We start from the raw sequence: 24,682 nt of genomic DNA on the forward strand, positions 1-24,682 counted from the left end.
CGGCGGGTCCGGTCAACGAACCCAATGGGAAAAGTCTGCGTGCATATGGCCACCGGCGATAGGGGCGACCTTACGTGCTGCGGCGCACAGTGTCGCAACTCTGCGACACGTGCCCCTGGGAATGTACCTCTATCGGCAATTCAGTGCAGATTGAGCCGGTTCATCTTTCGATGCAGCGTCGAGCGGCTCATGCCGAGCGCCGCGGCTGCCTGGGAGACATTGCCATTGGCGCGGGAAAGCGCCCTGAGCAGGGCGGCACGTTCTGCCTCCAGGAGATCCTCACTCCCGGCGCCCTGCTCGCGCAGAATATCGGACGCGGGAATTCCCGCAGCGATACGGTGATCGTCGAGCCGCAGGGCAAGACGGGCTGCCCGTGTCGCACCGAGCACGAGATCGTTGCGATCGACCGCGAGCAGCGCAGAAGTGGAAGCCGTATCCGTCGGCACCATGACGAAGCGGGCGCCTGCAAAGGCGCCGCGGAAGAGATTGAGCTCGATGCGCACCGCCGCGTCCCGCACGGTCTGCGACAGGATCGCCAGGGTCGCGTCGTTGATATCGTCGCGGCAGGAGGAAATGTCGAGAGCGCCGGCAAGCTGGCCGCGATGATCGCGGATCGGAGCGGTCGTGCAGCTGAGATTGATGTTGGAGGAAAAGAAGTGCTGATCGCGAAAGATCGCCACGGCCCGCTCGTCGGCAAGCGCCGTGCCGATACCATTGGTGCCGATGCTAGCCTCGGTCCAGACGGAGCCGGTCCATAGGCCCAGATCGTGGAATTCCTTGTCGTCGCCGGCAGCACCACGGCGTTCGAGCGCGATGCCGTCACGATCGGTCAGCAGCAGGCAGCAACCGGCCTTGCCGACCGCAAGGAAAAGACGATCCAGTTCGTTCGAAGCTTCGGCAACCAGCCGCTGCGACCGCTCCAATGCCACCTGGAACTCCTGACCGGCCAGGCGCATCGGCAAACGCTGATCCTCCGGCGCGAGACGATGCATGGTCATGCAGCGCCGCCAGGAAGCCACTACCGAAGAACTTGCCGCCGCCGATTGCGCGGACGCATAGACCTGATCCGCATGCGCGGAATATTCGTGCATCTGGCTCCTCCCACCGAACGCTGCCTTGATTGTCGCTAAAAAAGGCGGTTGAGGCAATCCTCCCCTCGCTTTGCGAGGGCGACTGCGAAATTCCGCCGCTACCTCGTTGGCGACAAAGTCTTTTTCAGCGCCGCGCGGCCTTCAGGCGGCTGTCAGCGTGTTGTTGTAGCAGCTTTTTCCAAGGGAAGCGGAGCTGAAGGCGATTGGTGAGCCCGGCTCCATGAGCGAATGATCGACAGCAATGGGAAGTCGGCTTCATGCAGGCATGGCAGCGGAAACAGGAGGTCATGAAAGAAGCGCTGGGGCATTCTGCGAAAACCTGTCGCAGACGCGTAACCGGCGGCCTTCGATGCTTCTTCAGAGCGCCTGCCGTCGCGCCTCCCGAAAATCGTGCATTTCTCGAACGCCCTATCGCCATCATCGCCATCTTCCTTGTCCTATCATTGCTCGTGATGGTGACTTCAGACTACCCTCTCGGCCTCTGGATGAAGTCGTTCCCCGAGCAGCTGCGCGGAATGGCGAAATGGATCAGCAGCCTCGGCACGGGGTTGCTCGTGCTTTCGTTCAGCGGCGCCCTGCTGATGTTCGCCATCCTCGCGCCCGCACACAAATTGCGCAAATCGGTGCGAACCGGCACAGATCTCATCGCCACTGCCACGGCATTCGTCTTCCTGGCCGTCGCCGGCGGCGGCATTGTCGCTTCGCTCGCCAAGAACATTATCGGCCGCGCCAGACCGGAACTGCTGCAGACGAATGGCGCCTTTTATTTTCAACCCTTTGCCTTTCACGCCGACTTCGCATCCTTTCCTTCCGGACACTCGGCAACGGCCGGCGCCATGGCGATGTCGCTGGCGCTCGTCTTCCCCCGCCTTCGCCCCGTCTTCATGCCTGTCGGCGTCCTGATCTGCCTGTCGCGCCAATGGGTCGGCGCCCATTGGGCAAGCGACACGCTGATGGGCTGGGGCGTCGGCGTCGCCTTCGCCCTGTGGCTGGCGCATGCATTCGCGCGGCGCCGTCTGCTCTTTGCCTATGATTCCGATGGCCGCCTGTGTCCTGGAGAGCAGTATAAGGCGATCCTGGCCGTCCTGCGCACTTTGATACGGCGTATGCCGATGATCGGAAAAAAGGTGGCACCCGCGGAAAAGACATGTCCGTCACAGTCCGGCCGCATCCCAAATCTTTGAAATCCAGCCCTGATCCCGCAGCAGGCACAGCTCCTCGGCGTGGCTTGTAGGCTTGCGCACTGCAAATGCCTGTTTTCCTCATGTGAATGCAAAATGATCGAAACGCAGCGACGGATTTACCGATCTCGGCCGTTTAAGCGCTGAAGGGATAACAGCGTCAAGCTCTTCTAGGACGAATGAGGACATCATGAAAAAGATCATCTTGCTGGCTTTTGCAGCGACTGCCTGCTTCGCCGCGATCTCGCCGGCCGAGGCTCGCGACGGATGCGGCATCGGCTTCCATCGCGGCCCCTACGGCTATTGCCGCCCGAATGGACGGCCGGTCGTTGTCGTACCGGCTGGTCCGGTGGTGGGTATCTTTTATCCCGGCCGCGGCTACTGGGACGGGCATCGCTACTGGCTACATCGCGAGCGGTGGCACGGCGGCTGGCGCTATCGCTAAGCCCCTTTTCTGACGGAAATTCGGCCCGGTCATCAAGATCGGGCCGCATGCCGGCGGGGCAGCTCGATGGTCCTGTTTGTCCCGCCCCTCTCCACAACCTGCTCTCTGCGACACAAACCTCACGCTCTTGTGTTGGTTTGGCATGGCAGCACCCCGAAACGGGCAATTGACGACGGCCGCTCAACCGGACAAAGCTGCGAACAAACCGGGGGCGGAAAAACGCGACGCCAGCATGTGCAAAAGCAATATCAGCGAATCCCAAGGGCCGATCATCGTCTTCGACGCCATGTGCGTCCTCTGTACCGCCAACGCTCAGTTCGTGCTTCGCCACGACCGCATCGGCCGCTTCCGCCTCGCCTCCATGCAGAATGAAACCGGCGCTGCTCTTTATCGCCGCTGCGGGATAGACCCCGCCAATCCGGACAGCCGGATCATCGTCGATGGGGCAAAGGTGCTGCGAGACAGCGACGCGGTGCTTTCGATCTATGCCGGCCTCGGCTGGCCCTGGAAGGCAATTTCCCTCTTGCGCCTTGTACCCGGCATGCTGCGCGACCCGATCTATCATTGGCTTGCCCGCAATCGCTACCGCATCTTCGGCAAGCGCGAGACATGCTGGGTGCCGACACCTGAACAGGCGAGCCGCATTCTTTGAGAAAGATCCTCGTTCTCGGCGGTTATGGCGGCTTCGGCGCGCGCCTGTCCCGGCGCCTTGCCGGCGACGGTTTCGACGTGCTGGTTGCCGGGCGTAACCTTGAGGCGGCAAAGGCGCTCGCCGCTCAATTGCCCAACGCTCGGGCGCTCCGGGCCGACCGCAACGGCGATATGGCTGCGATCCTCGACGAGCACAAGCCATTCCTGCTCATCGATGCGGCCGGTCCCTTCCAGCAAAGCGACGACCGCGTCGCGCGGGCCTGCATAAAGGCGGGTGTCCATTACATCGATCTTGCCGACGCGCGCGATTTCGTCGGCGCGATCGGGTCGCTCGACGCACAGGCCAAGGCTCAGGGCGTCACTGTGATCTCCGGCGCATCGAGCGTGCCGGCTTTGTCGAGTGCCGTCGTGACGGAGCTCGGCAAGGGCATGCAGGCGGTCCGCTCGATCGACATGTCGATCAGTGCATCCAATCGCGCGACCGCCGGCGCCTCAGTCGCAGCGGCGATCCTGAGCTACGTCGGCAAGCCGGTGCGGCTCTGGCGCGGACGGCGCTGGCAGGACGCGACCGGCTGGCACATGCTAAGGTGCGAGACCTATGTGGTCGCCGGCCACCGCCCTCTGCGCCGGCTGGTGGCGCTTGCCGATGTGCCGGATCACGATCTGCTGGTCGATAGCGCTATCGGGCGCCCCAGCGTCATTTTTCGGGCCGGGCCTGAATTTGCATTTCAGACGCTGGCGCTCTGGCTGCTGTCCTGGCCGGTCGCCTGGGGTTGGCTGACATCGCTCAGGAAGATCGGCCGCTTTCTGCTGCCACTGCAGAGCACGACGGCGAAGCTTGGCACGGCGCGCTCTGCTGTAACCATCGACATCAAGGGGATCGCGCAAGGCGCCATGCAAGCCCGTCGCTGGACGCTCATCGCCGAAAACGGCGACGGCGTGGAAATTCCCACCCTTCCGGCGCAATTGCTGGCCCGCGCGCTGCGCGATAACCGGCTTTCGCCCGGCGCCCGTCATGCAGGCGGGCTTCTGTCCCTCGATGATTTTCGAACCTTGTTTCGCGATATGACGATCGGCGAGGAAACAACGGAAGCGCTCTACACGCCGCTCTATCAGCGTGTCATGGGTTCCGCGTTCGCGCATCTGTCCGAGCCAGTGCGCACCATGCACGACGTCTTCGGAGATGGCGGCGCCAAGGGCGAGGCTGTCGTGATCCGTGGGCGATCGCTTGCTGCCCGGCTGACCGCGAAATTGTTCGGCTTCCCCGCAGCTGGAAAACACGCGCTGCATGTATCCTTTGAGGAACGCAATGGGATCGAGCAATGGACCCGGGATTTTTCCGGTCAGTGTTTCTCCAGCCGTCTGAGCGAGGAAAACGAACGGCTTGTCGAGCGCTTCGGCCCCTTCCGCTTCGCATTCGACCTTCTGCCGCGCGGCAACAGGCTCAGCATGGAGATACGGCGCTGGTCGTTCCTCCGCATCCGGCTGCCGCTCCTTCTTGCACCCCGAAGCACGGCTCATGAGTGGGCGCAGAACGATCGATTTCATTTCGACGTGTCGATCGCTTTGCCGTTCATCGGCCCGGTCGTTCACTATCGTGGCTGGCTGCGGCCAATCGATTGATCCAATCGGCCAATTCACGGCCGATAGAGCGAGCGAAACCGGCTAGGCTATTCTGACAGGACGATCTCTACCGGTCGCCCGCCAGGCAGCCGAACATGCGGAAATCATGGAAGGCCTCTTTGAACCGCGCCTTCTGGCGCAGCGTGCCCTCATATTGGAACCCTGCCTTTTCAAGAACCCGATCGGAGGCGGTGTTTCCCGGCAGCGTCCAGGCTTCGATGCGATTGAGGGAAAAAACGTCAAAGCCGCATCGAACGACGGCCTTTGCCGCCTCACTCATGAGTCCTTTGCCCCAGGCGGAGGGATGCAGCTCGTATCCGAGTTCGGCACACCTGGCGCGCCGGTCGATACTGTTGAAGCGGATCGCGCCGAGCAACTGGCCGGAAACCCGATCTTCGATAATCCATGAACAGCCTGTTCCTTTGGGAAAGATTTTGATCATCCATCGCAAGGAGCGCTCGATCTGCGGCATTTTCGGCGCATCGACCCAGTTCGAGAACCGCGTGACTTCCGGAATCGAAATCAACGCATGGAAGTCGCCGCGATCCTCCATGCTTGCTTCGCGAAGCCGCAGCCGCTCCGTCAAAAGCTCGGGAAACCTGTCTTTTGGCGAAACCACTCTTCAGGCTTTCAGGAAGTTGGCGAGGATGATCTCGCGCCAGACACGCGTGGGCGTTATCCAGGCATCCCATGCATTATATTTGCCGGAATAGATGACGGCGGCAATTCCCGCATCGGGCATCAGCCAGAGCCTTTGACCGCCGTTCCCGAAGCCCGCATGCCAAGGGCGTGGATTGGCAAACGCCGGCGCGGGCGCATCCCCGCAAAACCACAGCATGCCATAGTGCAAACCGTCGCCGGTCGAAATGGCCGGCGTGAAGGATCGCGCGATCCATTCTTCCGAAACGATCCTCTGGCCGTTCCAGACACCATTTTGCAGAAGCAGCATGCCGACCTTCAGCAAATCTGGGGCCGTCAGGCGCAATCCGGACGCGGGCGACGCCACGCCGTCATATCCCGTCGACCAGTGGAACTTTGTAATATCCAGCGGCTCGAAGAGGGCGGTTCGCGCGAAATCAGGCAAGCGCTGGCCGGTGCCCCGCTCGATGATGGCGCCGACCAATGCGACACTGCCGCCGGAATAAATCCAACGTGTTCCCGGCTCTGCGACCATCGGGCGCTCCAGAACGAAGCGATAGCGATCCGGCGCGTTTTCCATGGCTATTTCGCTGTTCAACGGGTCGGTGTAGGGACGATCCTCGTCCCACTCCATCCCCAGCGTCATCGTCAGTGCATGCCCGATGGTGATCTTGGCGCGTACGGCATCCTTGGCGAGATCGTTATAGTCCGGAAATTGCTCGTAAAGAGGTGCATCCAGCGGCGGCACCAATCCCTTGTCCAGCGCGATGCCGTAAAGGAGGCTGACTATGCTCTTGGTCACCGAGCGGAGATCGTGCAGCGTGTCCGCATCGAATGCGACGCTGTCGAGCGGCGTGCCCCAATTTTCATCGGAACCGACGCCGTAATACTCCATGAAGATCTGCTGGGAACGAGCGGCGAGTACGACATGCAGATCACGCAGCAAGCCGGATTCGATGCCAGCCGCAAACTTGCGGTGAAGGGCCGGATCGAAGCCTACCGACTGCAGGGTCTCGCTATCCGAAGCATTCCGCGTCATTCCCATAAATCGCGCCCTCCATTTATGCGATTTCCGGCCTCAAGCTACAATCGAGACGCGCATTCGACAAGGCGGCAAAACCGGATTTCGGCGTGATATTCGCGCCCTTTAAAATCAGCTCTGCCCTCTCTTCAATTCCTCCTCTGGTTCCATCGCAAAGGCCGCCACCGTCCTGTTGCGTCCGTCGAGCTTGGCCTTCAGCAAAGCGCCGTCGGCACGATTGATCAGTGTCTTGGCAGGTCCGGAAGCCGGGGATGAGGCGATGCCAACGGAAACGGAGAGCGGTCCGACGATGCGTGCGCGATAGGAAAACGGTGTGGCGAAGACGCGCGCGCGCAGTCGCTCGGCGAGCACGAAGCCCGCTTCGTCGGCCATGTCGGTGGCGATGACCGTCAGTTCCTCTCCGCCGAAACGATAGACCGTGCCGGTCTCGGCAACCGTATCGGCGACGATCTGCCCGACATGGCGCAGCACTTCGTCGCCGGCATCGTGGCCGAACTCGTCGTTGAAGCGTTTGAAGTGATCGATGTCGATCATCATGCAGATGACCGTGCGGGCTGAATGATCCCGGTAAAGATTGTTCAGCATCTCATCCAGCGAGCGCCTGTTGAGCAGACCCGTCAGCGCGTCGCGCACGGCAAGATTGATCAGCCTGTCGCGCAGCTGCAGGTTTGCGATGGCAAGGCCGATATTTTCGGCAATCAGTTCCAGGTAAAGCCGCGGCGCGTCGGCCGCGGTCGCGTCCTTCGATCGATCTTCGAAATAAAGCAGGCCGATCGCCTCGCCGAGCGCTGTCAAGGGAACGCAAAGGCCGGGCACGCCGGAACCATCCAAATGCTGGCAGGGAATATCATTATCCGCGACATGACTGACATGCGGCCGGCCGCGCCGAAGCCCCCAGCAGGCCGAAGCGGAGAAAGAAAGCTCGGTATGGGCCGGCTCCAGCCACCGGCTGACTTCCGTTAGCGCCGTCCTGCTCTCGTTCATCGTATAGAGGCATCCGGCGATGCCCGGAAAGATCTGCGGCACGAACAGCGCGACCACTTCGGCAAGCTCGTTCTGAGCGTAGCAGGCCTGCAGGCGGTGCATCATCTGCAGGATGAGATCCTTCGTCTCCAGGTCCCGCTTGCGCTCGGCGTCCAGCCGGTTGCGCTCCAGGCCGTTCTCGCGGAAGATCTGTATGGCGTCGTTCATCTCACCGATTTCATCACGGCGGCGGTCGGGCGGCACTTCGACGGCATAGTCCTGCTTGGCCAAACGGTTGACGATGCCGGTCATGCGGATCAGCGGCAGCGCAACCCGGCGCCGCAGGACGAAATAAAGCACGCCGAGAAACACCGCTGCCGTGAAGGCAAGCATCACCTTGGCGACATCGGCCCAGAGATCGCTGCGTGCCTGCGTGCCGCGGACAGCCGCTTCGGTGCGGGCTGTTGCCATGGCGCGAAATTGGCTCACACCGCTGAGGAGCGCCATCTGGATGCGTTCATGCTCCGCGCCGAACAGGGTGTCGCGTGCACCTGTCTGATTTCCACCGGTATAGGCAGCAACCGCCGCTTCCTCGATCTTAGCGAGCGCTTCCGCGTTGGCTGCCACCTGCCCGACGACCTGCAGTTCGGCGTCGGGAATCCCGGAGCCGCGCAGGGCGTTGATCGCGGCATCGCGCCGCCGCTCTTCGCCTTCGTCGACCGTGAAAGCATCAAGATGCCTCGCCTCCCCACGCATGACGTAGAGACGAGCCTCGTCCGTCGTCTCTTCCGCCGCGAGCGCAAGCTCCTCGCCCATGCTGGTCAACAGCAGATGCTGCTCCACTGCCTGCCTTTCCTGCACGGCGCTTCGGGCCGACAGAATGAAGGCCACGGCAGACAGCACGGTCAGGACGACGGTAATGCCGTAGGCCCAATTCGTAATCGTCGTAATTCTCATCTGCCGTTTCCTGCGCCTCGCTCATGCATTCCTGAAGTATTCCTCTCGTCGAGCCTTCGGTTATGACATCAGCCTCTATGATAAAGCGTGAATAAGCGGCGAGGAAAGCCTATTGCGGACCTCTATGATGCCATCCCCGGCAATCCAATCCACGACTATGGCGAATGGCTGGATTCCGATACGCCCCAATATTTCCAAGCCGCCCTCTCACCCTTTTGGGCGCCGGCTGACCGGTATTGGTATCCTCTGACGGGAATCTCGGCCGCAGCCGAGGGGCCGCCTCCGAGACTCCCGGCTGTCGTCAGGGGTGAATACGACAGCGCCGACAACAAATCGATTTTCAAACCGGCAATCCATAGGGGGACCGGAAGCTGGAAAACAGAAGGTTAAATTCCACAAGTAACTGCCCCGTTTTGGGACATCCATCGCAAAAAGCTCGAATTAATCCTGGCCAAGATTAGCGCACCCGAAGCAATTGTTGTTCGGCACCCGCACAGTGCCGATGAATTCGACTTTCGAACTTAACTCGCCAATCTGGCGGAGAACGCCTTTCAGAATGGCGCCATGACCCTTGCGATCAGGACGGGCGGCAATGGGCGACGGATGACGATCTAAGTTCGCGACAATGGCACGGGCATGGGCCTCGGTATCGTGCGGGCGATGCTCGCCTCGCATGGCGGCGGCATCGAGCTGCTGGAGAGCAGCAAGGGTGGCACGATCTTTCAGATCATTCTGCCGCATATCTCCTGAAACGGAGATGAAGCAGTCTGTAGAGGATCTAATGTCGACAAGAGAAAGCGGTCGATGGCTCCAACCGCCGACCGCTTTCTTGTTCAGGAGCAGAAGCTTACGCCGCCTGTGATTGCGACTGAGCTTCCAAGGCCATGGCGCGGGCCGTTACGAAATCGATCTTGCCGGAGCCGAGGACCGGCACCTTGCCGACGGTCACGTCGGCGGGAACCATCATTTCCGTGGCGCCCTTCGATTTCGCGAATGCCAGGAAATCGCTTCGGGTCGCACCCGGTGCATCGGTCAGAAGCACCAAACGCTCCCCCTTCTTGGCATCGGGCACGGCCGAGACGACGCTCAATGCACCGGGCCAGAGCTGCGCGGCAAGGGTCTCCACCGCGGCAAGCGAAATCATCTCGCCGCCGATCTTGGCAAAGCGCTTGGCACGGCCGCGGATCTTGACGAAACCATCCTCGTCGATGGTGACGATATCGCCGGTGTCGTGCCAGCCCTCCGGCAGCGGCTCGAGGACGCCGGGATTATCGGCGCGCAGGTAGCCGGCCATGACGTTGGCGCCGCGGATGAGCAGACGGCCGCCCTCGTCGATGCCGGGAACCGGCTCAAGCTTCCATTCCATGCCTGGCATGATCTTGCCGACCGTTCCGGAGCGGTTGTACATCGGCGTATTCAGCGAGATCACCGGAGCGGCCTCGGTCACGCCATAGCCTTCGAGGATGCGCAGGCCGAATTTCTCCATATAGGCCTCGCGGGTCGATGCCTTCACCGGCTCGGCGCCAGAGAAGATATAGCGGATCGATCTCAGGTCATAGGGATGAGCGCTGCGCGCATAGCCGTTCAGGAACGTATCCGTGCCGAAGACGATGGTCGCATTCGAGACGTAGATCAGCTCCGGCACGATGCGATAGTGCAGCGGCGACGGATAGAAGAACACCGGCACGCCCGAGACCAGCGGCAGGATGGTGCCCGCCGTCAGGCCGAAAGAGTGGAACATCGGCAGGATGTTGAACACTTTGTCGCCGGGGTGGAAATCGATGCGCGAGGCGGCCTGGGCTGCGTTCGATAGAATATTGCGGTGGCTCAGCACCACGCCCTTCGGCGCACCTTCGGAACCGGAGGTGAAGAGGATGACGGCCGGATCGTCGGCACTGCGCTTCACCAGCGGCCGGTACTTGCGGATAAGGCCGACGATCTTGTCGAGGAAGGTGACCTGCGTGCGCAGCTCATCCAGCCAGACGAACGTCACGTGCTTTTCCAGCTCCTCGACCACGGGGCCGAGCTTTGCCTGGGTGATGAAGGCGCGCGAGCAGAGCACATGCTCGACCTCTGCCGTCCGGCAGGCGGATAGGATATTGGCGGCACCCGCCGTGAAGTTCAGCATGGCCGGAACCTTGCCCGCCGACATGACGCCAAGCACGGTCGCGGCGGTGCCGTTGGCGTTCGGCAGCATGACGCCCAGCGTCTTCTCGTTCGGGAACATCTTCCGGAACTTCGCGCCCAGCACCGCAGCACCGGTCAGGAGCTTGGCATAGGATAGCTTGCCGGCAATCGGATCCTCGACGGCGAGCTTCTTGCCGCCATATTCGTGGGCGCTTTCGATGACGCGGCCAAGCACGGTGTTGTCGGTGTCGGCGGTGCGGAACATCAGCGTCGACATGATCTGATAGAGGGCGGCACCGGCGGCGATGCGCCGCTTCCTGCCCTTGAGTTCGGCAGGAACGTCGAGCTTGACCGGCTCGAGGATTGTCACCTTGACCTTGGGGAAGAGACGGCGGCGAACATGGCTCGACGTCAGATAGGAGGCGTAACTCTTTTCGAGACCGTCGATGCGAACCGGCACGATCATCGCGCCGGTCTTGTCGGCGACCATGGCGGCCCCGTCATAGACCTTCATCAGCGTGCCCGTGACGGTCAGGCGACCCTCGGGAAAGATGCCGACGGGGCTGCCGTCCTGGATCACCTTGATCAGCGAGCGCGTCGCCATCGGCTTCGTGGGGTCGAGCGGCAGGAACTTGCACTTCGTGAGAAGCGGCCGCACCCACCATTTCTTGGCGAAGGCATAGTCGATCGCAAAGACGGGCTCTTCCTCGGTGATGGCAAGTGCCAGGGCGCCGTCGAGCAGGCTCACATGGTTGAGCGCGATGATCGGCGCAGGCCCGGCCTTGCGGATATTTTCAAGGCCCTCGACTTCCAGCCGCATGAAGGCGCGGAAGATGATGGAGATGAGATCGCGGAAGGCATTGGTCGGCAGCATCTTCAGCATGAGCCAGGCGATCGCGACGTTGAGCACGGAGATGCTGAGAATGACCACCGGAACCGACAGGCCGACGGCCTGCAGGACGGCCACGAGCGCCAGGCCGACGGCAATGAAGAGGGCCGACAGCACGTTGGCTGCGCCGATGACGCGGGCGCGACGATCCTCATGCGCCCAGCTCTGCATCGCCGAGAAGGTCGGGACGGCCAGGAAGGCACCGCCGATCGCCATGCCGGCGAGATCGATGGCGACGCGAATGGTCTTCGGCCCGGCGAAGAAGGCGAGAATGGTTTCGGCATGCGACGTCGACTGCAGACCCCACAGGTTCCAGGCGAGATCGAGGCCGAAGAGCGCGACGATCAGCATGCCGATCGGTGCGGGAAGCAGCACGATGCGGCCCGCGGCCATCCATCCGGCAATGGCCGAGCCGATGGCGACGGACACGGCGAAGATCGCCAGATAGGCGGGAACGACGATTTCCGAACCGCCGAGAATGTCGGTCACCATGACCGGCAGCATCGACATGATGAAGGCGCCGACGAACCAGAACCAGCAGTTCATCAGCGAGGCTCGCCAGATGCGGCTATCGGCGCGAAGTTCGTTGACCAGCCTGTAGCTGGAACGCACGACATTGGTGTCGACGACCAGATCCGGCGCCTTGGAACCGGTGGACGGGATCATGCGCGCGGCGAACCAGCAAAGGATGGAAAGCCCCATCATCATCGGGCCGAAGATCCAGACATTCTCACCCTCGCGGAAGGCGACCGCTGCGATCATGGTGCCGGTGAGAATGGCGATGAAGGTGCCGCCCTCGATCCAGGCATTCGCCTTGGGCAGATCCCGGCTTTGCAGGTGATCGGGCAGGATGCCGTATTTGATCGGTCCGAAGAGCGAGGAAATCACACCGAAGCCGAAGAGGGCAAGCATCAGGATCCAGATGGACGAAAAGGCGATGCCGACGACCGAGATCGCCGCCACGCCAAGCTCGCAGCGCTTCAAAAGCTCCGCCATCTTGGCCTTGTCGTATTTGTCCGCCAGCTCACCGGCAATCGCCGACAGGAGCAGAAACGGCACGATGAAGATGCCGCCGGCAAGCGTCACCAGCGCCGCACCCTCTGTCGCCATCTGCGCGAGGATGACGAAGACCAGAGTCTGCTTGAGAAAATTATCGTTAAAGGCGGTGAGGAACTGCGTCCAGAACAGCGGCGCGAACTTCCTCGATCTCATCAGGTGCTTTTGCATGACGTATCCCTCATTCAGCCAACAACAGGACGCCACAGAGTTGTTACGCAAAGATTGAGCGCGGATACAACTCTGCGGCACCGTTAACAAAGACTAGGCCTGACCGTCACGATTGAACTTAACGAGCAGCTTTTCCGTGCGGGCATCCTCTACCTTGCGGATCAGCTTGTCAGCCTCGCTGTTATCGCGGATCGTCTTGGTGACGTTGACCGCCGTCTGCACCAGCATCAGGATGCCCATGGCGAGATAACCTTTACCCCAAAGATCGATCGGCATCATGTAGAGACCGACGAACAGCATGAAGGCGGCGGCTGCGAAGGAGATGTAGGAGAAGCTGACCCAAGCCTGGGAATGTTTCTGGAAGCTGTCGTTCATGATCGTATCCTCTCAAATATGTTCGATGTGTTCGGTTTCAGGCTGCTGAATTCATGCGCTCACGCAGGCGGGCGAGCACGTCGTCGGCCGATGGGCCGAGCGGTGCGCCGCAACCCGCATTGGCAAGCTTTTCGATGATGTGCGCCTGCCGGCTTGCCGCATTCATTTCCTTCATGGCCGAGGCTGCGATCTCGCAGCGGCTCTGGTAGGCCTGGAGACGGGCAAGCGTTTCCTCGGCGTCATCAAGCGTCGCTGGACCGGAATTGTCGTGGCAGACGGCATTCAGCTTCTGTGTCTGCTCGGTGGCACGCGCCAGGCGCTCGCCACGCTGCAATTCCTGCAGGCGCGCTTCCGATGTGCGAACAATTGCCTTGAGCCTGCCGATGGTCTGGGTGAATTGCGCCTGCGCCTTCTCGGAAGCATCGCGCTCGGCTTCGAGCTGGGCAATCGCCTCGGCCGCTTCCCTGGCAAGTTCGTCGCTGCCCTTTAGCAGGGCGGCAACGGCGCGCGTTTCCAGATCCGCAATGCGGCCGGCAATTGCTGCGTACCGGTTCTTTTCCTGCTCATTCTGCGCGATGGCGATGGCCGCTGCCCGCCGCGCCGACTGAATGGCACCGGCTGCGTCGCGGATCTGCTGGGCCAACAGAGGCACGGCATTTCGATCGATGAACGCCTGTTCCGCATCGTAGGCCCGACCGCGAATAAGCGTCAGAATTGAATTGAACATTTGTCGCCTCCTGTTTATGAACGATGTTCACGGAATGATGTATGCCAGAATCATGAACATCGTTCAAGAATAATTTTGAACAATGTTCAGAAAATCGGATTGGAATTGATAATGGCGAGAAAAACCCTGGAAAAGCGCGAGGATCTGAAGCTGCGGCTGATCGAGGCGGCGCGTAATCGCATCGCGGCCGGCGGCCTTTCCAACCTGCGGGCACGCGACGTCACCCAGGATGTCGGCTGCGCCCTTGGAGGTCTCTATACGGTCTTTGCCGACCTTGACGACCTGGTGATCCACGTCAATTCCGCGACGCTGAAGGCGCTCGAGGCGTCCCTGACCCTGGCCGAAGTCAAGGATCACACGCCGACGGACCGGCTGCGAAACCTGGCGCGCGGCTATCTGCGGTTCGCGGTCGCCCACCGCAATCTATGGAAGGCGCTCTTCGATCACCGGCCGCCGGATGATCGGGCAAGCCCCGAATGGCATCTGGAAGAACATATGTTCCTGATGGGCGTCATTGCCGAGCCGCTTGCGGAATTGCAGCCGACCATGCCGGAGACGGCGCGCGCCATCCGCGCCAGAACGCTGTTCGGCGCCGTCCACGGTGTCGTCAGCATCAGCCTCGAAGGCCGTTTCGTCGGCCTGCCGGTCGAGAGCCTAGAGCAGGAACTCGACGACTTCATCCTGACGGTTGCGACAGGAGCCGCGGCAAGACAGGCCTGAGCAAATTCAGGTGGTTCAGGGATTCGGCGGCGCGTAGTTTCTGATATCGCCGAAGGCATAGCCGCGTTCGCGAAGCTTGTGGATCAACGTTCTCAGATTATCCTGCCCATTGAACTGATCCTGGAACATTTCGTCGTGCATCAGCAGGATCATCTTTCCCCGCTGCGTGAAGCGGCCGTATTGGAAAAGGTGATCGATCTCGTTGACGAGATGATCCACCGATTGCACCGGCTTGCCGTCGTCGCTGTGGACCCATTCGAAATCCCAGCCGTAGAGATAAAAGCCGGCTTCGGCGACGAGTTCATAGTCCAGCCATTCGCGCTCCCACTGAGCGACGTTGATGGATAGATCCTCTCTCGATACGGTCGGGAGCCGAAAGACGTCCCTGCCCGGCAGCCGCGCATTCACGATCGGCGTCAGGCCGAGGACCTGATTGGCATGGCGCATATCCGCGACCACCGCCTGGGTATCCGAGTAATATTTCCTGTAGCGATTGTTGGCGTGGCTGTAGCTGTGGTTGCCGACCGTCACGAGCGACATGGCCTTGGCCTCGGCAAGCAGATCGCGCCCGGATGGAATGGTTTCGACATGCAGACCGACCATGAACATGGCCGCCGGAACCTTCTCTTCGCTCAGCACGGCGAGAATGTTCTTCGTTCCCGGCAAGGGGCCGTCGTCGAATGTGAGATAAATCGTCTTGTCGGCCGCCTGGGCACCGATGGCACATACAGCGAGGAAGATGCCGGCAAGCAGCCATGAGAACACGGCATTCCGTTGATTGTCCAATCCGCCCAAGCCAACCGCCTCCCCGCATGATAGGCGCAAACTGGCATATCGCATCGGCCAAGAAAAGTGCCGTGCCGCGAACACGACAAAAGCAAAGGGCGCTCTACCCATTTCTGGGGAGCGCCCTTGCTTCTTTAACCCGGACAGCGAACACCGTCTCGACACGGAAATGTCAGCGGCAGGCCATCGATACAGGTGATAGCGTGCAAATAGTCGCGAATCGCACCCTTTGCAAGGGCGAACTTCGAAATATTTCGAAGATCCGCCACAAGGGAAAACCATGTGCCATCATTCGCACACATATGCGGCGTCGATGCTTCCGTCAGGCCGCCTTCAAGGCCGCATCACGGGGGATCTCGACATCGATCTCCAGCATGGAAACGTCCTTGTCGCGATCCATCTTCACCTGCACCTTGTCACGATCGACCTGCACATGCTTGGCGATGACGGCGAGGATTTCCTCCCGCAGCACGGATACGAGATCCGAGCCCACGGAAGCGCGCTCATGGGCAAGGAGGATCTGCAGGCGCTCGCGCGCCATGGGTGCAGATCTCTGCTTGCGGAACAGTCCGAAAATGCTCATGCGGCCCTCCTTGCGAAGATTTTGCCGAAGATACCCCGCTTTTCGCCAGGGATGGTGATCGGCACCTGCTCGCCGGCAAGACGGCGCGCGGCGTCGAAATAGGCAAGCGACGGCGCGCAGCGTGCATCGGCAAGCGTGACCGGCGAGCCGAGGTTGGAAGCGCGCAGGACGTCCGTGCTTTCCGGGATGATGCCGAGCAGCGGGATGGAGAGGATCTCCAGCACGTCGTCGACCTTCAGCATGTCACCGCGTTCGGCGCGGGCGGGGTCGAAGCGGGTCAGCAGCAGGTGCTTTTCCATGCGCTCGCCGCGCTCCGCCTTTAGCGTCTTGGAGTCCAGCAGGCCGATGATGCGATCGGAATCGCGCACCGAGGAAACTTCCGGATTGGTGACGACGACGGCGACGTCGGCATGGCGCATGGCAAGAGTTGCGCCGCGCTCGATCCCGGCTGGGCTGTCGCAGATGACCCAGTCAAAATAGTTCCTGAGTTCGTTGATGACGCGCTCGACACCCTCGGGCGTCAGATTATCCTTGTCGCGGGTCTGCGAAGCCGGCAGGAGGAAGAGCGTCTCCAGCCGCTTGTCGCGGATCAGGGCCTGCGGCAGCTTGGCATCGCCATGAATGACGTTGACGAGGTCGTAGACGACGCGGCGTTCCGCACCCATGACGAGATCGAGATTGCGCAGGCCGACATCGAAATCGACCACGACGACCTTTTCGCCTCTCTGTGCCAAAGCCGCCCCCAATGCAGCCGTCGAAGTTGTCTTTCCAACTCCGCCCTTGCCTGATGTGACGACGATTACCTTGCCCATCTCGCTCTCCTGTTTTGGCCGGCTTCGGCTCAGATTAGTTTTTCGGCCACGATCGTTTCGCCATCCAGCCAAAGCTGAACGGCCTGCCCCCTGAGGCCGGGTGATATGTCTTCCGCCATCTTGTAGATGCCATCGATCGCCAAAAGCTCGGCCTCGAGCTTGCGGCAAAAGATTCGCGCCGAGGCATTGCCGATCGAACCCGCCATGGCGCGGCCGCGAAGGGCGCCATAGATGTGGACCGATCCGCCCGCGATGACCTCAGCTCCCGACGCCACCGAACCGATGACGGTGACATCGCCCTCGGGAAAGATCACCGACTGGCCCGAACGCACCGGCTCGCGGATGATCAGCGACTGCGTGACCGGCCTAATTTCCGGCGGCGGCGCCTTAGGCTCGCTGTTGCGCCGTTCCACGACCGGCTCGGCCTCGGAGACTTCGAAATCGGCAGCCGGACGCCCACCCTTCAGGATCGGCGGCATGCCAGGTCCGGCGATCGACGGACGACCGCCCTCGATGCCCATGATGCTGACATTGCGGGCCGAAAGCTCTGCTATCAGCTCCTTGAGCTGCGCCTTGTCGATCGGCAGATCGGTGATGTCGAGCACGACCGGCCGCCCCAGAAAGAAGCCGGCCGAACGGGCTGCAAGGTCGTCAAGCCTGATCAACCACTGATCCAGCGGAAGATCCGGCGAAAGCATGACCGCAAGAAAGGAGCGGCCCTTGATACGGATCGAACGAGCGTCTGTTAGCACTTTGGTCATCTATGTGAATAAATCGTTGACCTTGTGTACCGTTGATATGGTTAACAAGTGGTTAACGTGGGCTCCCATTCGAGCCCGAACCGCCCCACAAAACGGCGATGCTCGCAAGCGCCGAAGGCTCGCTGGAACTGGGGTCGTAGACGCATGGAGCGGCGAAAATCGCAGCTCCTGCAAGGAGAAGAATGATGGGACGCATGTGATCCTCCAGTCGCAAAGCTGAAGCTGCCTTGCTGATATCCGATGCAATAAAAATTAACGATTCGGCGCGCCGCACCTTCAGGCACGGCGCGCAATATCAAGGCGCGGGCGATTCTCAGGCGAGCTTCAGTTCGACATTGATGTTGCCGCGGGTCGCCTTCGAATAGGGGCAGGTCTGGTGGGCTTCCTCGACCAGCGTGCGTGCCAGCTCAGGCTCGATGCCGGGTATGCTGACGGTCAGGCGAGCCTGCAGGAAGTAGGCGCCTTCCGTGGTGCCGAGATCCACTTCAGCATCGACGGCGAGATCGGCCGGAAGCTTGATCTTGCGCTTGGCCGCAGCAAGGCCCATTGCGCCGATGAAGCAGGCCGACCAGCCGGCTGCGAAGAGCTGCTCGGGATTGGTGCCGGCATGCGCGCTGCCGGGAGGGGAAAGCTTGACATCAAGCTGATGGTCATCGCTGCGCGCGAAACCATCGCGGCCGCCGATGGTGTGCGTTCTGCCGGTGTAGAGCACCTTGTCGATCTTGGTCATGGAACACTCCTTTGTTGCGTCGCCCGGTTTGTTGTGGCGTGGGGCAACGTCTGTTGACGGAGTTGTTTTTGATGGATCGACGTATCCGGCATGTTTCCGGAATCGCCGGAAGTGTCACAAAACGTAGGGCCTAAAAGGCCGGATACAATGGCTTACAAATGCCCTGAAAATCGTCGCAAGGAGCATCAGGAAATGATGACTTCGGCCGCTAGGCCGCCACCCTCGCGGTTATAGAGCCTGACGGAACCGCCGAGTGTCTGGGCTAGCTGCTGGGCAATCGCAAGCCCAAGTCCTGTGCCGCCGGTGTTGCGGTTACGCGACTGTTCCAGCCGGAAGAAGGGCCGCATTGCCGCCTCGATCTGGTCGTTCGGAATGCCGGGACCACGATCGAGCACGGTTATGGCAATCCCGCCGGTATCCCTGCGTTCCACGGCGATTTCCGCCGCGCCTGCAAACTTTATGGCGTTGTCGATGAAGTTTGTGAGGATACGGCGAAGGGCATGCGGCTTCGTCGCCGCCGTTCCCTGGATAAGGCCGAGAATCTCGACGGACTTGCCGGTGTCCTGATAGTCGTAGCAGATGCTTTCGATGAAGGAGGCAAGATCGATGCGCGTGCTCTTCTCGCCATTGCCATGAGCGCTGCGCGCATAGGCGATCCCATCCTGCACCAGACGCTCGATCTCGCCGAGATCCTGCAGCAGCTTGGTCTTCTCGGGCGAATCATCAGCAATATCGGCGCGCAGGCGCATGCGCGTGATCGGCGTCTGCAGGTCGTGCGAGATGGCGGCGAGAATCTGCACGCGCTCTTCGAGATAATGCGCAATTCGGTCCCGCATGGCGTTGAAGGCCTTGGCGGCATGAGCCACTTCGCTTGGTCCCCGATCGCTCAATGCCTGGCTCTTCTTGTTGGGATCCAGCGCATCGGCGGCAGCGGCAAACTCGGCAAGCGGCCTGATCGCCTGGCGGACGGCAAACCAGGTACAAAAGACGATCAGCAGCATCTGGACGATGAAGACGTAGGGCAGCCAGGCCGCGATCGGCATGACGCCCTTCGGCGTGACATCGATCGTCAGCGGACTGCCATCGCTCAAATTGAGATGCGCCTGCAGGCGCATGACTGGCCCGGGTATCGATTCCATGCGGATGGGAAAACGATGACCGACCGCCTCCTCTATCTTGGCGGCGATTTCGGCGCCATGGGTCGAGGTATCGGGCACGCCTGGCAGACCATTGCCCAGCTCGAAATTATAATTGCCGCGGCTGAGCCAATCGACGAAATTTGCCCTCTCATCCGCCGGCAGGCGATCGAGCACCGCGATCGAGGTCGCGACGTCGCTCTCCAGCGTGCCAAGCATGACGGCCTTTGCCGACATGTAACGCTCGATATAGAGCACGCTGAAGGACAGGCCGTAGGCGATCGCCAGCCCGGCAAGCAGGATCAGCGAAATACGTGCACGCAGGGTGCTCGGCCACCACGGCCGGTGACCTGAGAGGTCAACCATGGTCATTGGCGAAGCTCCGTTATTTCCACCGGCACGGAGAAGACATAGCCTTCGCTGCGGACCGTCTTGATGTAGATCGGCTCACGCGCATCGTCCCCCAATCGCTGGCGAAGACGGCTGACGAGCAGGTCGATCGATCTGTCGAAGAGATCGGCGTCGCGGCCTTGTGTCAGGTTCAGCAACTGATCGCGATTGAGCACGCGTTGCGGGTGGTCGATGAAGACGCGCAGCAGGCGGTATTCGGCGCCGCTGAGCGTGATCTCAGTGCCGTCCCGGTCGAGAAGATGGCGCCCGACCGTATCGAGCCGCCAGTCCCCGAAGACCAGCATCTGGCCGGCTTCACTGATCTGCAGGTTGGGCGGCAGCATGCGGGTGCGGCGCAGAACCGCCTTGATGCGGGCAAGAAGCTCGCGGGCCGCAAAAGGCTTCGCCAGATAATCGTCGGCACCCATCTCCAGGCCGAGGATCCGGTCCATTTCGTCACTACGCGCCGTCAGCATCAGAATGGGCGTCGCCTTGTGCTTTCCGGCGCGAAGCTCGCGACACAGTACGAGGCCATCGTCGCCCGGCATCATGACGTCGAGCACAATCAAGTCGACCGAATTGGCCTCGAGAAAGCTGCGCATCTGCCGGCCATCGGCAGCTGTCGTCGCCCTCAAGCCGTTCTTCTTCAGATAGCTCGACACCAGTTCGCGGATTTCCCGATCGTCATCCACAACCAGGACATGGTCGACATGATCCATTTTGACTTCCCATTCATCATCGTAAGCATCAGCCTACGAATAGTCATTTTCGTCGTGCCAACGGCAACAGGCGCCAGCTTAAACCGGCGCCCTCCCGCACACTACCGCTGAACTAGAAACGATCAACATCTATCACAGCCTGGGCGAAGGCTTGCGGCGCTTCCTGGGGAAGATTGTGGCCGATGCCGCCGGTAATGGTGCGATGTTCATACTTGCCCGAGAACTTGCTGCGATAGGCCGATGGCTCCGGATGAGGCGCGCCGTTGGCATCGCCCTCCATGGTGATGGTCGGGATCGAAATGACCGGGCCTGCGGCAAGCTTCTTTTCATCGGCATCGAACTTCGCCTCGCCTTTGGCGAGACCCAGGCGCCACCGGTAATTATGGATGACGATATCGACATGGTCCGGGTTGTCGAAAGCGGCAGCTGAGCGATCGAAAGTGGCGTCGTCGAAGGCCCATTGCGGCGAGGCGGTGTGCCAGATCAGCTTTGCGAAATCATGGCGGTTTTCCTGGTAGCCGAGGCGGCCGCGCTCGGTGGCGAAATAGAACTGGTACCACCATGCAAGCTCTGCCTTCGGCGGAAGCGGCTTGCGGTTGACCTCCTGGCTGCCGATGAGATAGCCGCTGACCGAGACCAATGCCTTGCAACGCTCGGGCCAAAGCGCCGCCATGATGTCGGCGGTGCGGCCGCCCCAGTCGTAGCCGGCAACGACGACCTTTTCGATCTTCAGCGCATCGAGAAGCGCGATCATGTCGGCGGCAAGCGCTGCCTGCTGGCCGTTGCGCAGGGTCTTCTTCGACAGGAAGCGGGTGGTTCCATAGCCACGAAGATAGGGAATGATGACCCGGTAGCCGGCTCCGGCCAGAAGCGGCGCGACATCGACGAAGCTGTAGATATCGTAGGGCCAGCCGTGCAGCAGAAGCACGACCGGACCATTGGCCGGGCCGGCTTCGGCGTAACCGACATTGAGCACGCCGGCATTGATCTGCTTCAGCGCGTCGAAGGAAGTATGGCTTCCGGCCTTGATCGCCGGCAGGGTCGAAGCGGAAGCCTTTTCCTCGGCACCAGCGATCGCCGGCAGGCCGAATTCGGCGGCTGCAACGGCGACGGCGGCAATACCAAAGAAGCGGCGGCGGTTGTGATTGATTTCCTCAGACATCTGTCTCTCCTGTCGATTGGATCGTGAGACTGAGAAAACCAGCGGCATGTATCGCCGATGTGTCGCCAGTCGCATGGTTTTGAATGACTATGTAGCTTCCGAAGGCGGAGATACAGTCTGATACAATCCACTCCTTTTGATCGAGCAATGTCTGGAAGCCTCTGAAGCGCGGATAAAAATCACATCGGCACCCTTCAGTTTGTATCGCAGTGTATCGAAACCGAAGACATCGACGTTTCGGTACATTCCTCCATCTGGCCAGACACATTCGAGATACGTCGCGAACGATAGATGGCGTCACTGCCGGGCGCGGCCCGTCGCCGCTAGCAGCCGGTCAATCGCTTCTGAAGGAACAAGACGATGACGCTTCTCATCATAGCCTATCTCGGCGGCGCGCTGACGATCTTAAGTCCGTGCATCCTGCCCATCCTTCCCTTCGTCTTCGCCCGTGCGGGACAGCCTTTCGTCAGGAGCACGCTGCCCATGCTGGCAGGCATGGCGCTCACCTTTGCCCTTGTCGCAACTCTTGCCGCGATCGGCGGCGCCTGGGCGATCCGCGCCAATGAATATGGACGCCTTGCGGCAATCGTCCTGCTCGGCCTCTTCGGCCTAAGCCTGATCTCGCCGCGCATCGCGAGCGTCCTGTCCCGGCCGGCCGTCGATCTCGGCAATAATCTCCTGAACGCCGCGGGCAACGGCCGTGCGACATCGAGCGTCAGAAGTTCCTTCGTGCTCGGCATTGCGACCGGCCTGCTCTGGGCGCCCTGCGCCGGCCCGATCCTCGGGCTCGTGCTGACAGGTGCCGCCTTGAAGGGTGCCAATCTGCAGACGACTTTCCTGCTGCTTGCTTATGGTGCGGGCGCCGCCACTTCGCTTGCCGTTGCACTCGTTGCCGGCGGCAGGATCTTTGCCGGCATGAAGAGGTCACTCGGCGTCAGCGAACGTATCCGCCAGCTTGCAGGCGTCGCCGTCCTGGCCGGCGTGACTGCCATCGCCCTTGGCCTCGACACCGGCCTGCTCGCGCGCCTTTCCTATGCAAGCACCGGCTTCTTCGAGCAAGCCCTGCTGGAGAAGCTGCATAGCAAGAGCGCAAACCCAGGGACCGAAGTTGGCAGCAACAACCCAATGAAGATTGCCAGCGACGCGACGCGTCCCTTCCATAGCGACCTGCCCATCGAGGGTCCCGCCCCTTCGCTCGACGGCGCCGTCACCTGGCTGAACTCGGAGCCGCTGACCACAGCCCAGCTTCGCGGCAAGGTCGTGATCGTCGATTTCTGGACCTATTCCTGCATCAACTGCATCCGCACCATCCCCTATGTTCGCGCCTGGGCGGAAAAATACAAGGATCAGGGCCTCGTCGTCATCGGCGTCCATTCTCCCGAATTCGCCTTCGAGAAGAATGTCGACAACGTCAAGAAGGCGATTGCCGACTTCCAGATCGGCTATCCGGTCGCGATCGACAACGACTACCGCATCTGGCGCGCCTTCGAGAACAATTACTGGCCTGCCCTTTACCTGATCGATGCCAAGGGACAGGTCCGCTACCAGCACTTCGGCGAAGGCAACTATCGCCAGACCGAACAGGCGATCCAGGATCTTCTGCGCGACGCGGGCAGCAACATGGTCCAAAGCGGCCCGGTCGTTCCGGATGCAAGGGGCGCGGAAGCAAGCCCGGATCTCAGCCATATGCGCTCTGGTGAGACCTATGTCGGCTACAGGCAAGCAACCGGCTTTGCTTCCCCGGAAGGCATGAAGGCAGATACCGAGGCCGACTATTCGATCGCCAATCCCGGCCTCAACCAATGGGGACTGGTAGGCACCTGGACGATCGGCCCGGAAGAGGCAACGCTCGACAGGGCAGGCGGCGGCATCAGCTATCGCTTCAGCGCCCGCGACCTGCATCTCGTCCTCGGACCGGCGGCCGACGGAAAACCGATCCGCTTCCAGGTGACCGTGGACGGAAAGGCACCCGGCGCTGACCACGGCTCCGATACCGATGCCGCCGGAAACGGCACCGTGACTGAAACCAAGCTCTACCAGCTCGTCCGCCAGTCCGGTGACGTGACCGCGCACAACTTCGAGATCCGTTTCCTTGATCCGGGAGTCCAGGCCTACGCCTTCACCTTCGGCTGAAATTCCCTCTTACCCCAAGCATGAACCTTAACTGACAGGAGTTACCCCATGAAGACCCGTTTTCTCGCCATCGCCGCCCTCAGCCTCGCTGCAAGCACCTTTGCCTTTGCGGCGCAGGCAGCCGAGATCAAGAACATCGTCATCGTCCACGGCGCCCTTGCCGACGGTTCGGGATGGCGCAAGACCGCCGAGATCCTCGAAAAGGATGGCTTCAAGGTCACGGTCGTGCAGGAGCCGATCACCTCGCTCGCCGACGATGTCGCCGCCACTAACCGGGTGCTCGACCTTCAGAACGGGCCGAGCCTGCTCGTCGGCCACAGCTATGGCGGCATGGTCATCACCGAAGCGGGCAATCGCCCGGATGTCGCAGGCCTCGTCTATGTCGCCGCGTTCCAGCCCGACAAGGGCGAGAGCCTGATCAGCCTCGCGAGCTCCAAGCCCGCCGGCGGCATGAACATCCGCGAAACCAAGGACGGCCAATATCTTTATCTCGATCCAGTAGCCTTCGCCGCGGACTTTGCAGCCGACCTCCCGAAGGACGAGGCCGATTTCATGGCGAAATCGCAGGTCTTTGCCTCGAAGGCCGCCTTTACCGCCAAGGTCGGCGATCCTGCCTGGCGGGCGAAGAGGAGCTGGGCCATCGTCGCAACCAACGACCGCTCCATCAATCCCGAGCTTGAGCGCGACATGGCAAAGCGCGCCGGCAGCGACGTGACCGAAATCAAGGCGAGCCACGCCGTCTTCGCCTCGCAGCCTGAAAAGGTTGCCGCCGTGATTGAGAAGGCGGCCAAGGACGCCGGCAAGTAAGGTCAA

General features: G+C 61.3%; 23 protein-coding genes. 8 read left to right on the forward strand and 15 right to left on the reverse strand.

Annotated features, from left to right (window positions below):
• Positions 1-140: 140 nt before the first annotated feature.
• A complete protein-coding gene (locus HGP12_RS07670; RefSeq protein ID WP_168839500.1) occupies positions 141-1,091 on the reverse strand; it encodes a GAF domain-containing protein in 951 nt (316 codons plus the stop codon).
• A 287-nt stretch (positions 1,092-1,378) separates the two neighbouring features.
• Here HGP12_RS07670 and HGP12_RS07675 point away from each other — a divergent pair, with 287 nt between their 5' ends.
• The 4 genes from HGP12_RS07675 to HGP12_RS07690 all read left to right on the forward strand — a co-directional run bounded on the left by HGP12_RS07675 (position 1,379) and on the right by HGP12_RS07690 (position 4,991).
• A complete protein-coding gene (locus HGP12_RS07675; RefSeq protein ID WP_246703281.1) occupies positions 1,379-2,275 on the forward strand; it encodes a phosphatase PAP2 family protein in 897 nt (298 codons plus the stop codon).
• 187 nt (positions 2,276-2,462) lie between these two features.
• Positions 2,463-2,717: a GCG_CRPN prefix-to-repeats domain-containing protein gene (locus tag HGP12_RS07680; RefSeq protein WP_168839498.1), complete on the forward strand. Its 255-nt coding sequence runs from the start codon at positions 2,463-2,465 to the stop codon at positions 2,715-2,717.
• Positions 2,718-2,949: 232 nt separating this feature from the next.
• Positions 2,950-3,369, forward strand: coding sequence for a thiol-disulfide oxidoreductase DCC family protein (locus tag HGP12_RS07685; RefSeq protein ID WP_168839497.1), 420 nt, complete (start codon positions 2,950-2,952; stop codon positions 3,367-3,369).
• On the forward strand, positions 3,366-4,991 hold the full coding sequence (locus HGP12_RS07690) for an SDR family oxidoreductase (RefSeq protein WP_168839496.1): 1,626 nt from the start codon (positions 3,366-3,368) through the stop codon (positions 4,989-4,991). The genes HGP12_RS07685 and HGP12_RS07690 overlap by 4 nt, the downstream gene beginning before the upstream one ends.
• A gap of 67 nt (positions 4,992-5,058) precedes the next feature.
• Here HGP12_RS07690 and HGP12_RS07695 read toward each other — a convergent pair whose 3' ends face one another.
• The 3 genes from HGP12_RS07695 to HGP12_RS07705 all read right to left on the reverse strand — a co-directional run bounded on the left by HGP12_RS07695 (position 5,059) and on the right by HGP12_RS07705 (position 8,592).
• A complete protein-coding gene (locus HGP12_RS07695; protein ID WP_168839495.1) occupies positions 5,059-5,610 on the reverse strand; it encodes a GNAT family N-acetyltransferase in 552 nt (183 codons plus the stop codon).
• 3 nt (positions 5,611-5,613) lie between these two features.
• Positions 5,614-6,669 carry a serine hydrolase gene (locus tag HGP12_RS07700; RefSeq protein ID WP_246703282.1) on the reverse strand — a complete coding sequence of 352 codons (1,056 nt, stop codon included), beginning with the start codon at positions 6,667-6,669 and terminating at the stop codon, positions 5,614-5,616.
• Positions 6,670-6,783: 114 nt separating this feature from the next.
• Positions 6,784-8,592 carry a sensor domain-containing diguanylate cyclase gene (locus HGP12_RS07705; RefSeq protein ID WP_168839493.1) on the reverse strand — a complete coding sequence of 603 codons (1,809 nt, stop codon included), beginning with the start codon at positions 8,590-8,592 and terminating at the stop codon, positions 6,784-6,786.
• A gap of 636 nt (positions 8,593-9,228) precedes the next feature.
• On the opposite strand from HGP12_RS07705, the gene HGP12_RS34755 reads away from it, so the two are divergent.
• Positions 9,229-9,342: a hypothetical protein gene (locus HGP12_RS34755; protein ID WP_409526819.1), complete on the forward strand. Its 114-nt coding sequence runs from the start codon at positions 9,229-9,231 to the stop codon at positions 9,340-9,342.
• Between the two features lie 97 nt (positions 9,343-9,439).
• Here HGP12_RS34755 and HGP12_RS07710 read toward each other — a convergent pair whose 3' ends face one another.
• The 3 genes from HGP12_RS07710 to HGP12_RS07720 all read right to left on the reverse strand — a co-directional run bounded on the left by HGP12_RS07710 (position 9,440) and on the right by HGP12_RS07720 (position 13,937).
• Positions 9,440-12,835, reverse strand: coding sequence for an acyl-[ACP]--phospholipid O-acyltransferase (locus HGP12_RS07710; RefSeq protein WP_168839492.1), 3,396 nt, complete (start codon positions 12,833-12,835; stop codon positions 9,440-9,442).
• A 93-nt stretch (positions 12,836-12,928) separates the two neighbouring features.
• A complete protein-coding gene (locus tag HGP12_RS07715; RefSeq protein WP_168839491.1) occupies positions 12,929-13,210 on the reverse strand; it encodes a YiaA/YiaB family inner membrane protein in 282 nt (93 codons plus the stop codon).
• Between the two features lie 37 nt (positions 13,211-13,247).
• Positions 13,248-13,937, reverse strand: coding sequence for a PspA/IM30 family protein (locus HGP12_RS07720; protein ID WP_168839490.1), 690 nt, complete (start codon positions 13,935-13,937; stop codon positions 13,248-13,250).
• 111 nt (positions 13,938-14,048) lie between these two features.
• On the opposite strand from HGP12_RS07720, the gene HGP12_RS07725 reads away from it, so the two are divergent.
• A complete protein-coding gene (locus HGP12_RS07725; RefSeq protein WP_168839489.1) occupies positions 14,049-14,657 on the forward strand; it encodes a TetR/AcrR family transcriptional regulator in 609 nt (202 codons plus the stop codon).
• A gap of 15 nt (positions 14,658-14,672) precedes the next feature.
• Here the strand turns inward: HGP12_RS07725 and HGP12_RS07730 are convergent, their stop codons facing one another.
• The 8 genes from HGP12_RS07730 to HGP12_RS07765 form a co-directional block, all read right to left on the reverse strand.
• Positions 14,673-15,452, reverse strand: coding sequence for a polysaccharide deacetylase family protein (locus HGP12_RS07730; protein WP_205926372.1), 780 nt, complete (start codon positions 15,450-15,452; stop codon positions 14,673-14,675).
• Between the two features lie 313 nt (positions 15,453-15,765).
• The gene (minE, locus tag HGP12_RS07735) at positions 15,766-16,026 is read right to left on the reverse strand and encodes a cell division topological specificity factor MinE (RefSeq protein ID WP_112344625.1); all 261 of its coding nucleotides are present in this window, start codon (positions 16,024-16,026) and stop codon (positions 15,766-15,768) included.
• Entirely contained in the window at positions 16,023-16,838 is an 816-nt protein-coding gene (gene minD, locus HGP12_RS07740) for a septum site-determining protein MinD (RefSeq protein ID WP_168839488.1), read from the reverse strand. Before minD ends, minE begins: the two co-directional genes overlap by 4 nt.
• 29 nt (positions 16,839-16,867) lie before the next feature.
• A complete protein-coding gene (gene minC, locus HGP12_RS07745) occupies positions 16,868-17,599 on the reverse strand; it encodes a septum site-determining protein MinC (protein ID WP_168839487.1) in 732 nt (243 codons plus the stop codon).
• A 313-nt stretch (positions 17,600-17,912) separates the two neighbouring features.
• A complete protein-coding gene (locus HGP12_RS07750) occupies positions 17,913-18,329 on the reverse strand; it encodes an organic hydroperoxide resistance protein (protein ID WP_168839486.1) in 417 nt (138 codons plus the stop codon).
• A gap of 185 nt (positions 18,330-18,514) precedes the next feature.
• Positions 18,515-19,837 carry a HAMP domain-containing sensor histidine kinase gene (locus tag HGP12_RS07755; RefSeq protein ID WP_168839485.1) on the reverse strand — a complete coding sequence of 441 codons (1,323 nt, stop codon included), beginning with the start codon at positions 19,835-19,837 and terminating at the stop codon, positions 18,515-18,517.
• The gene (locus tag HGP12_RS07760) at positions 19,834-20,574 is read right to left on the reverse strand and encodes a response regulator (RefSeq protein ID WP_168839484.1); all 741 of its coding nucleotides are present in this window, start codon (positions 20,572-20,574) and stop codon (positions 19,834-19,836) included. The genes HGP12_RS07755 and HGP12_RS07760 overlap by 4 nt, the downstream gene beginning before the upstream one ends.
• A gap of 112 nt (positions 20,575-20,686) precedes the next feature.
• A complete protein-coding gene (locus tag HGP12_RS07765; protein WP_168839483.1) occupies positions 20,687-21,736 on the reverse strand; it encodes an alpha/beta fold hydrolase in 1,050 nt (349 codons plus the stop codon).
• A 360-nt stretch (positions 21,737-22,096) separates the two neighbouring features.
• Here HGP12_RS07765 and HGP12_RS07770 point away from each other — a divergent pair, with 360 nt between their 5' ends.
• Together HGP12_RS07770 and HGP12_RS07775 are read left to right on the forward strand one after the other, a co-directional pair.
• Positions 22,097-23,869, forward strand: coding sequence for a cytochrome c biogenesis protein DipZ (locus tag HGP12_RS07770; protein ID WP_168839482.1), 1,773 nt, complete (start codon positions 22,097-22,099; stop codon positions 23,867-23,869).
• A 48-nt stretch (positions 23,870-23,917) separates the two neighbouring features.
• Entirely contained in the window at positions 23,918-24,676 is a 759-nt protein-coding gene (locus tag HGP12_RS07775) for an alpha/beta fold hydrolase (protein ID WP_168839481.1), read from the forward strand.
• Positions 24,677-24,682: the final 6 nt, after the last annotated feature.

Origin of the sequence: Rhizobium sp. P28RR-XV (assembly GCF_012641385.1) — a bacterium.
Classification (GTDB): Bacteria; Pseudomonadota; Alphaproteobacteria; order Rhizobiales; family Rhizobiaceae; genus Rhizobium.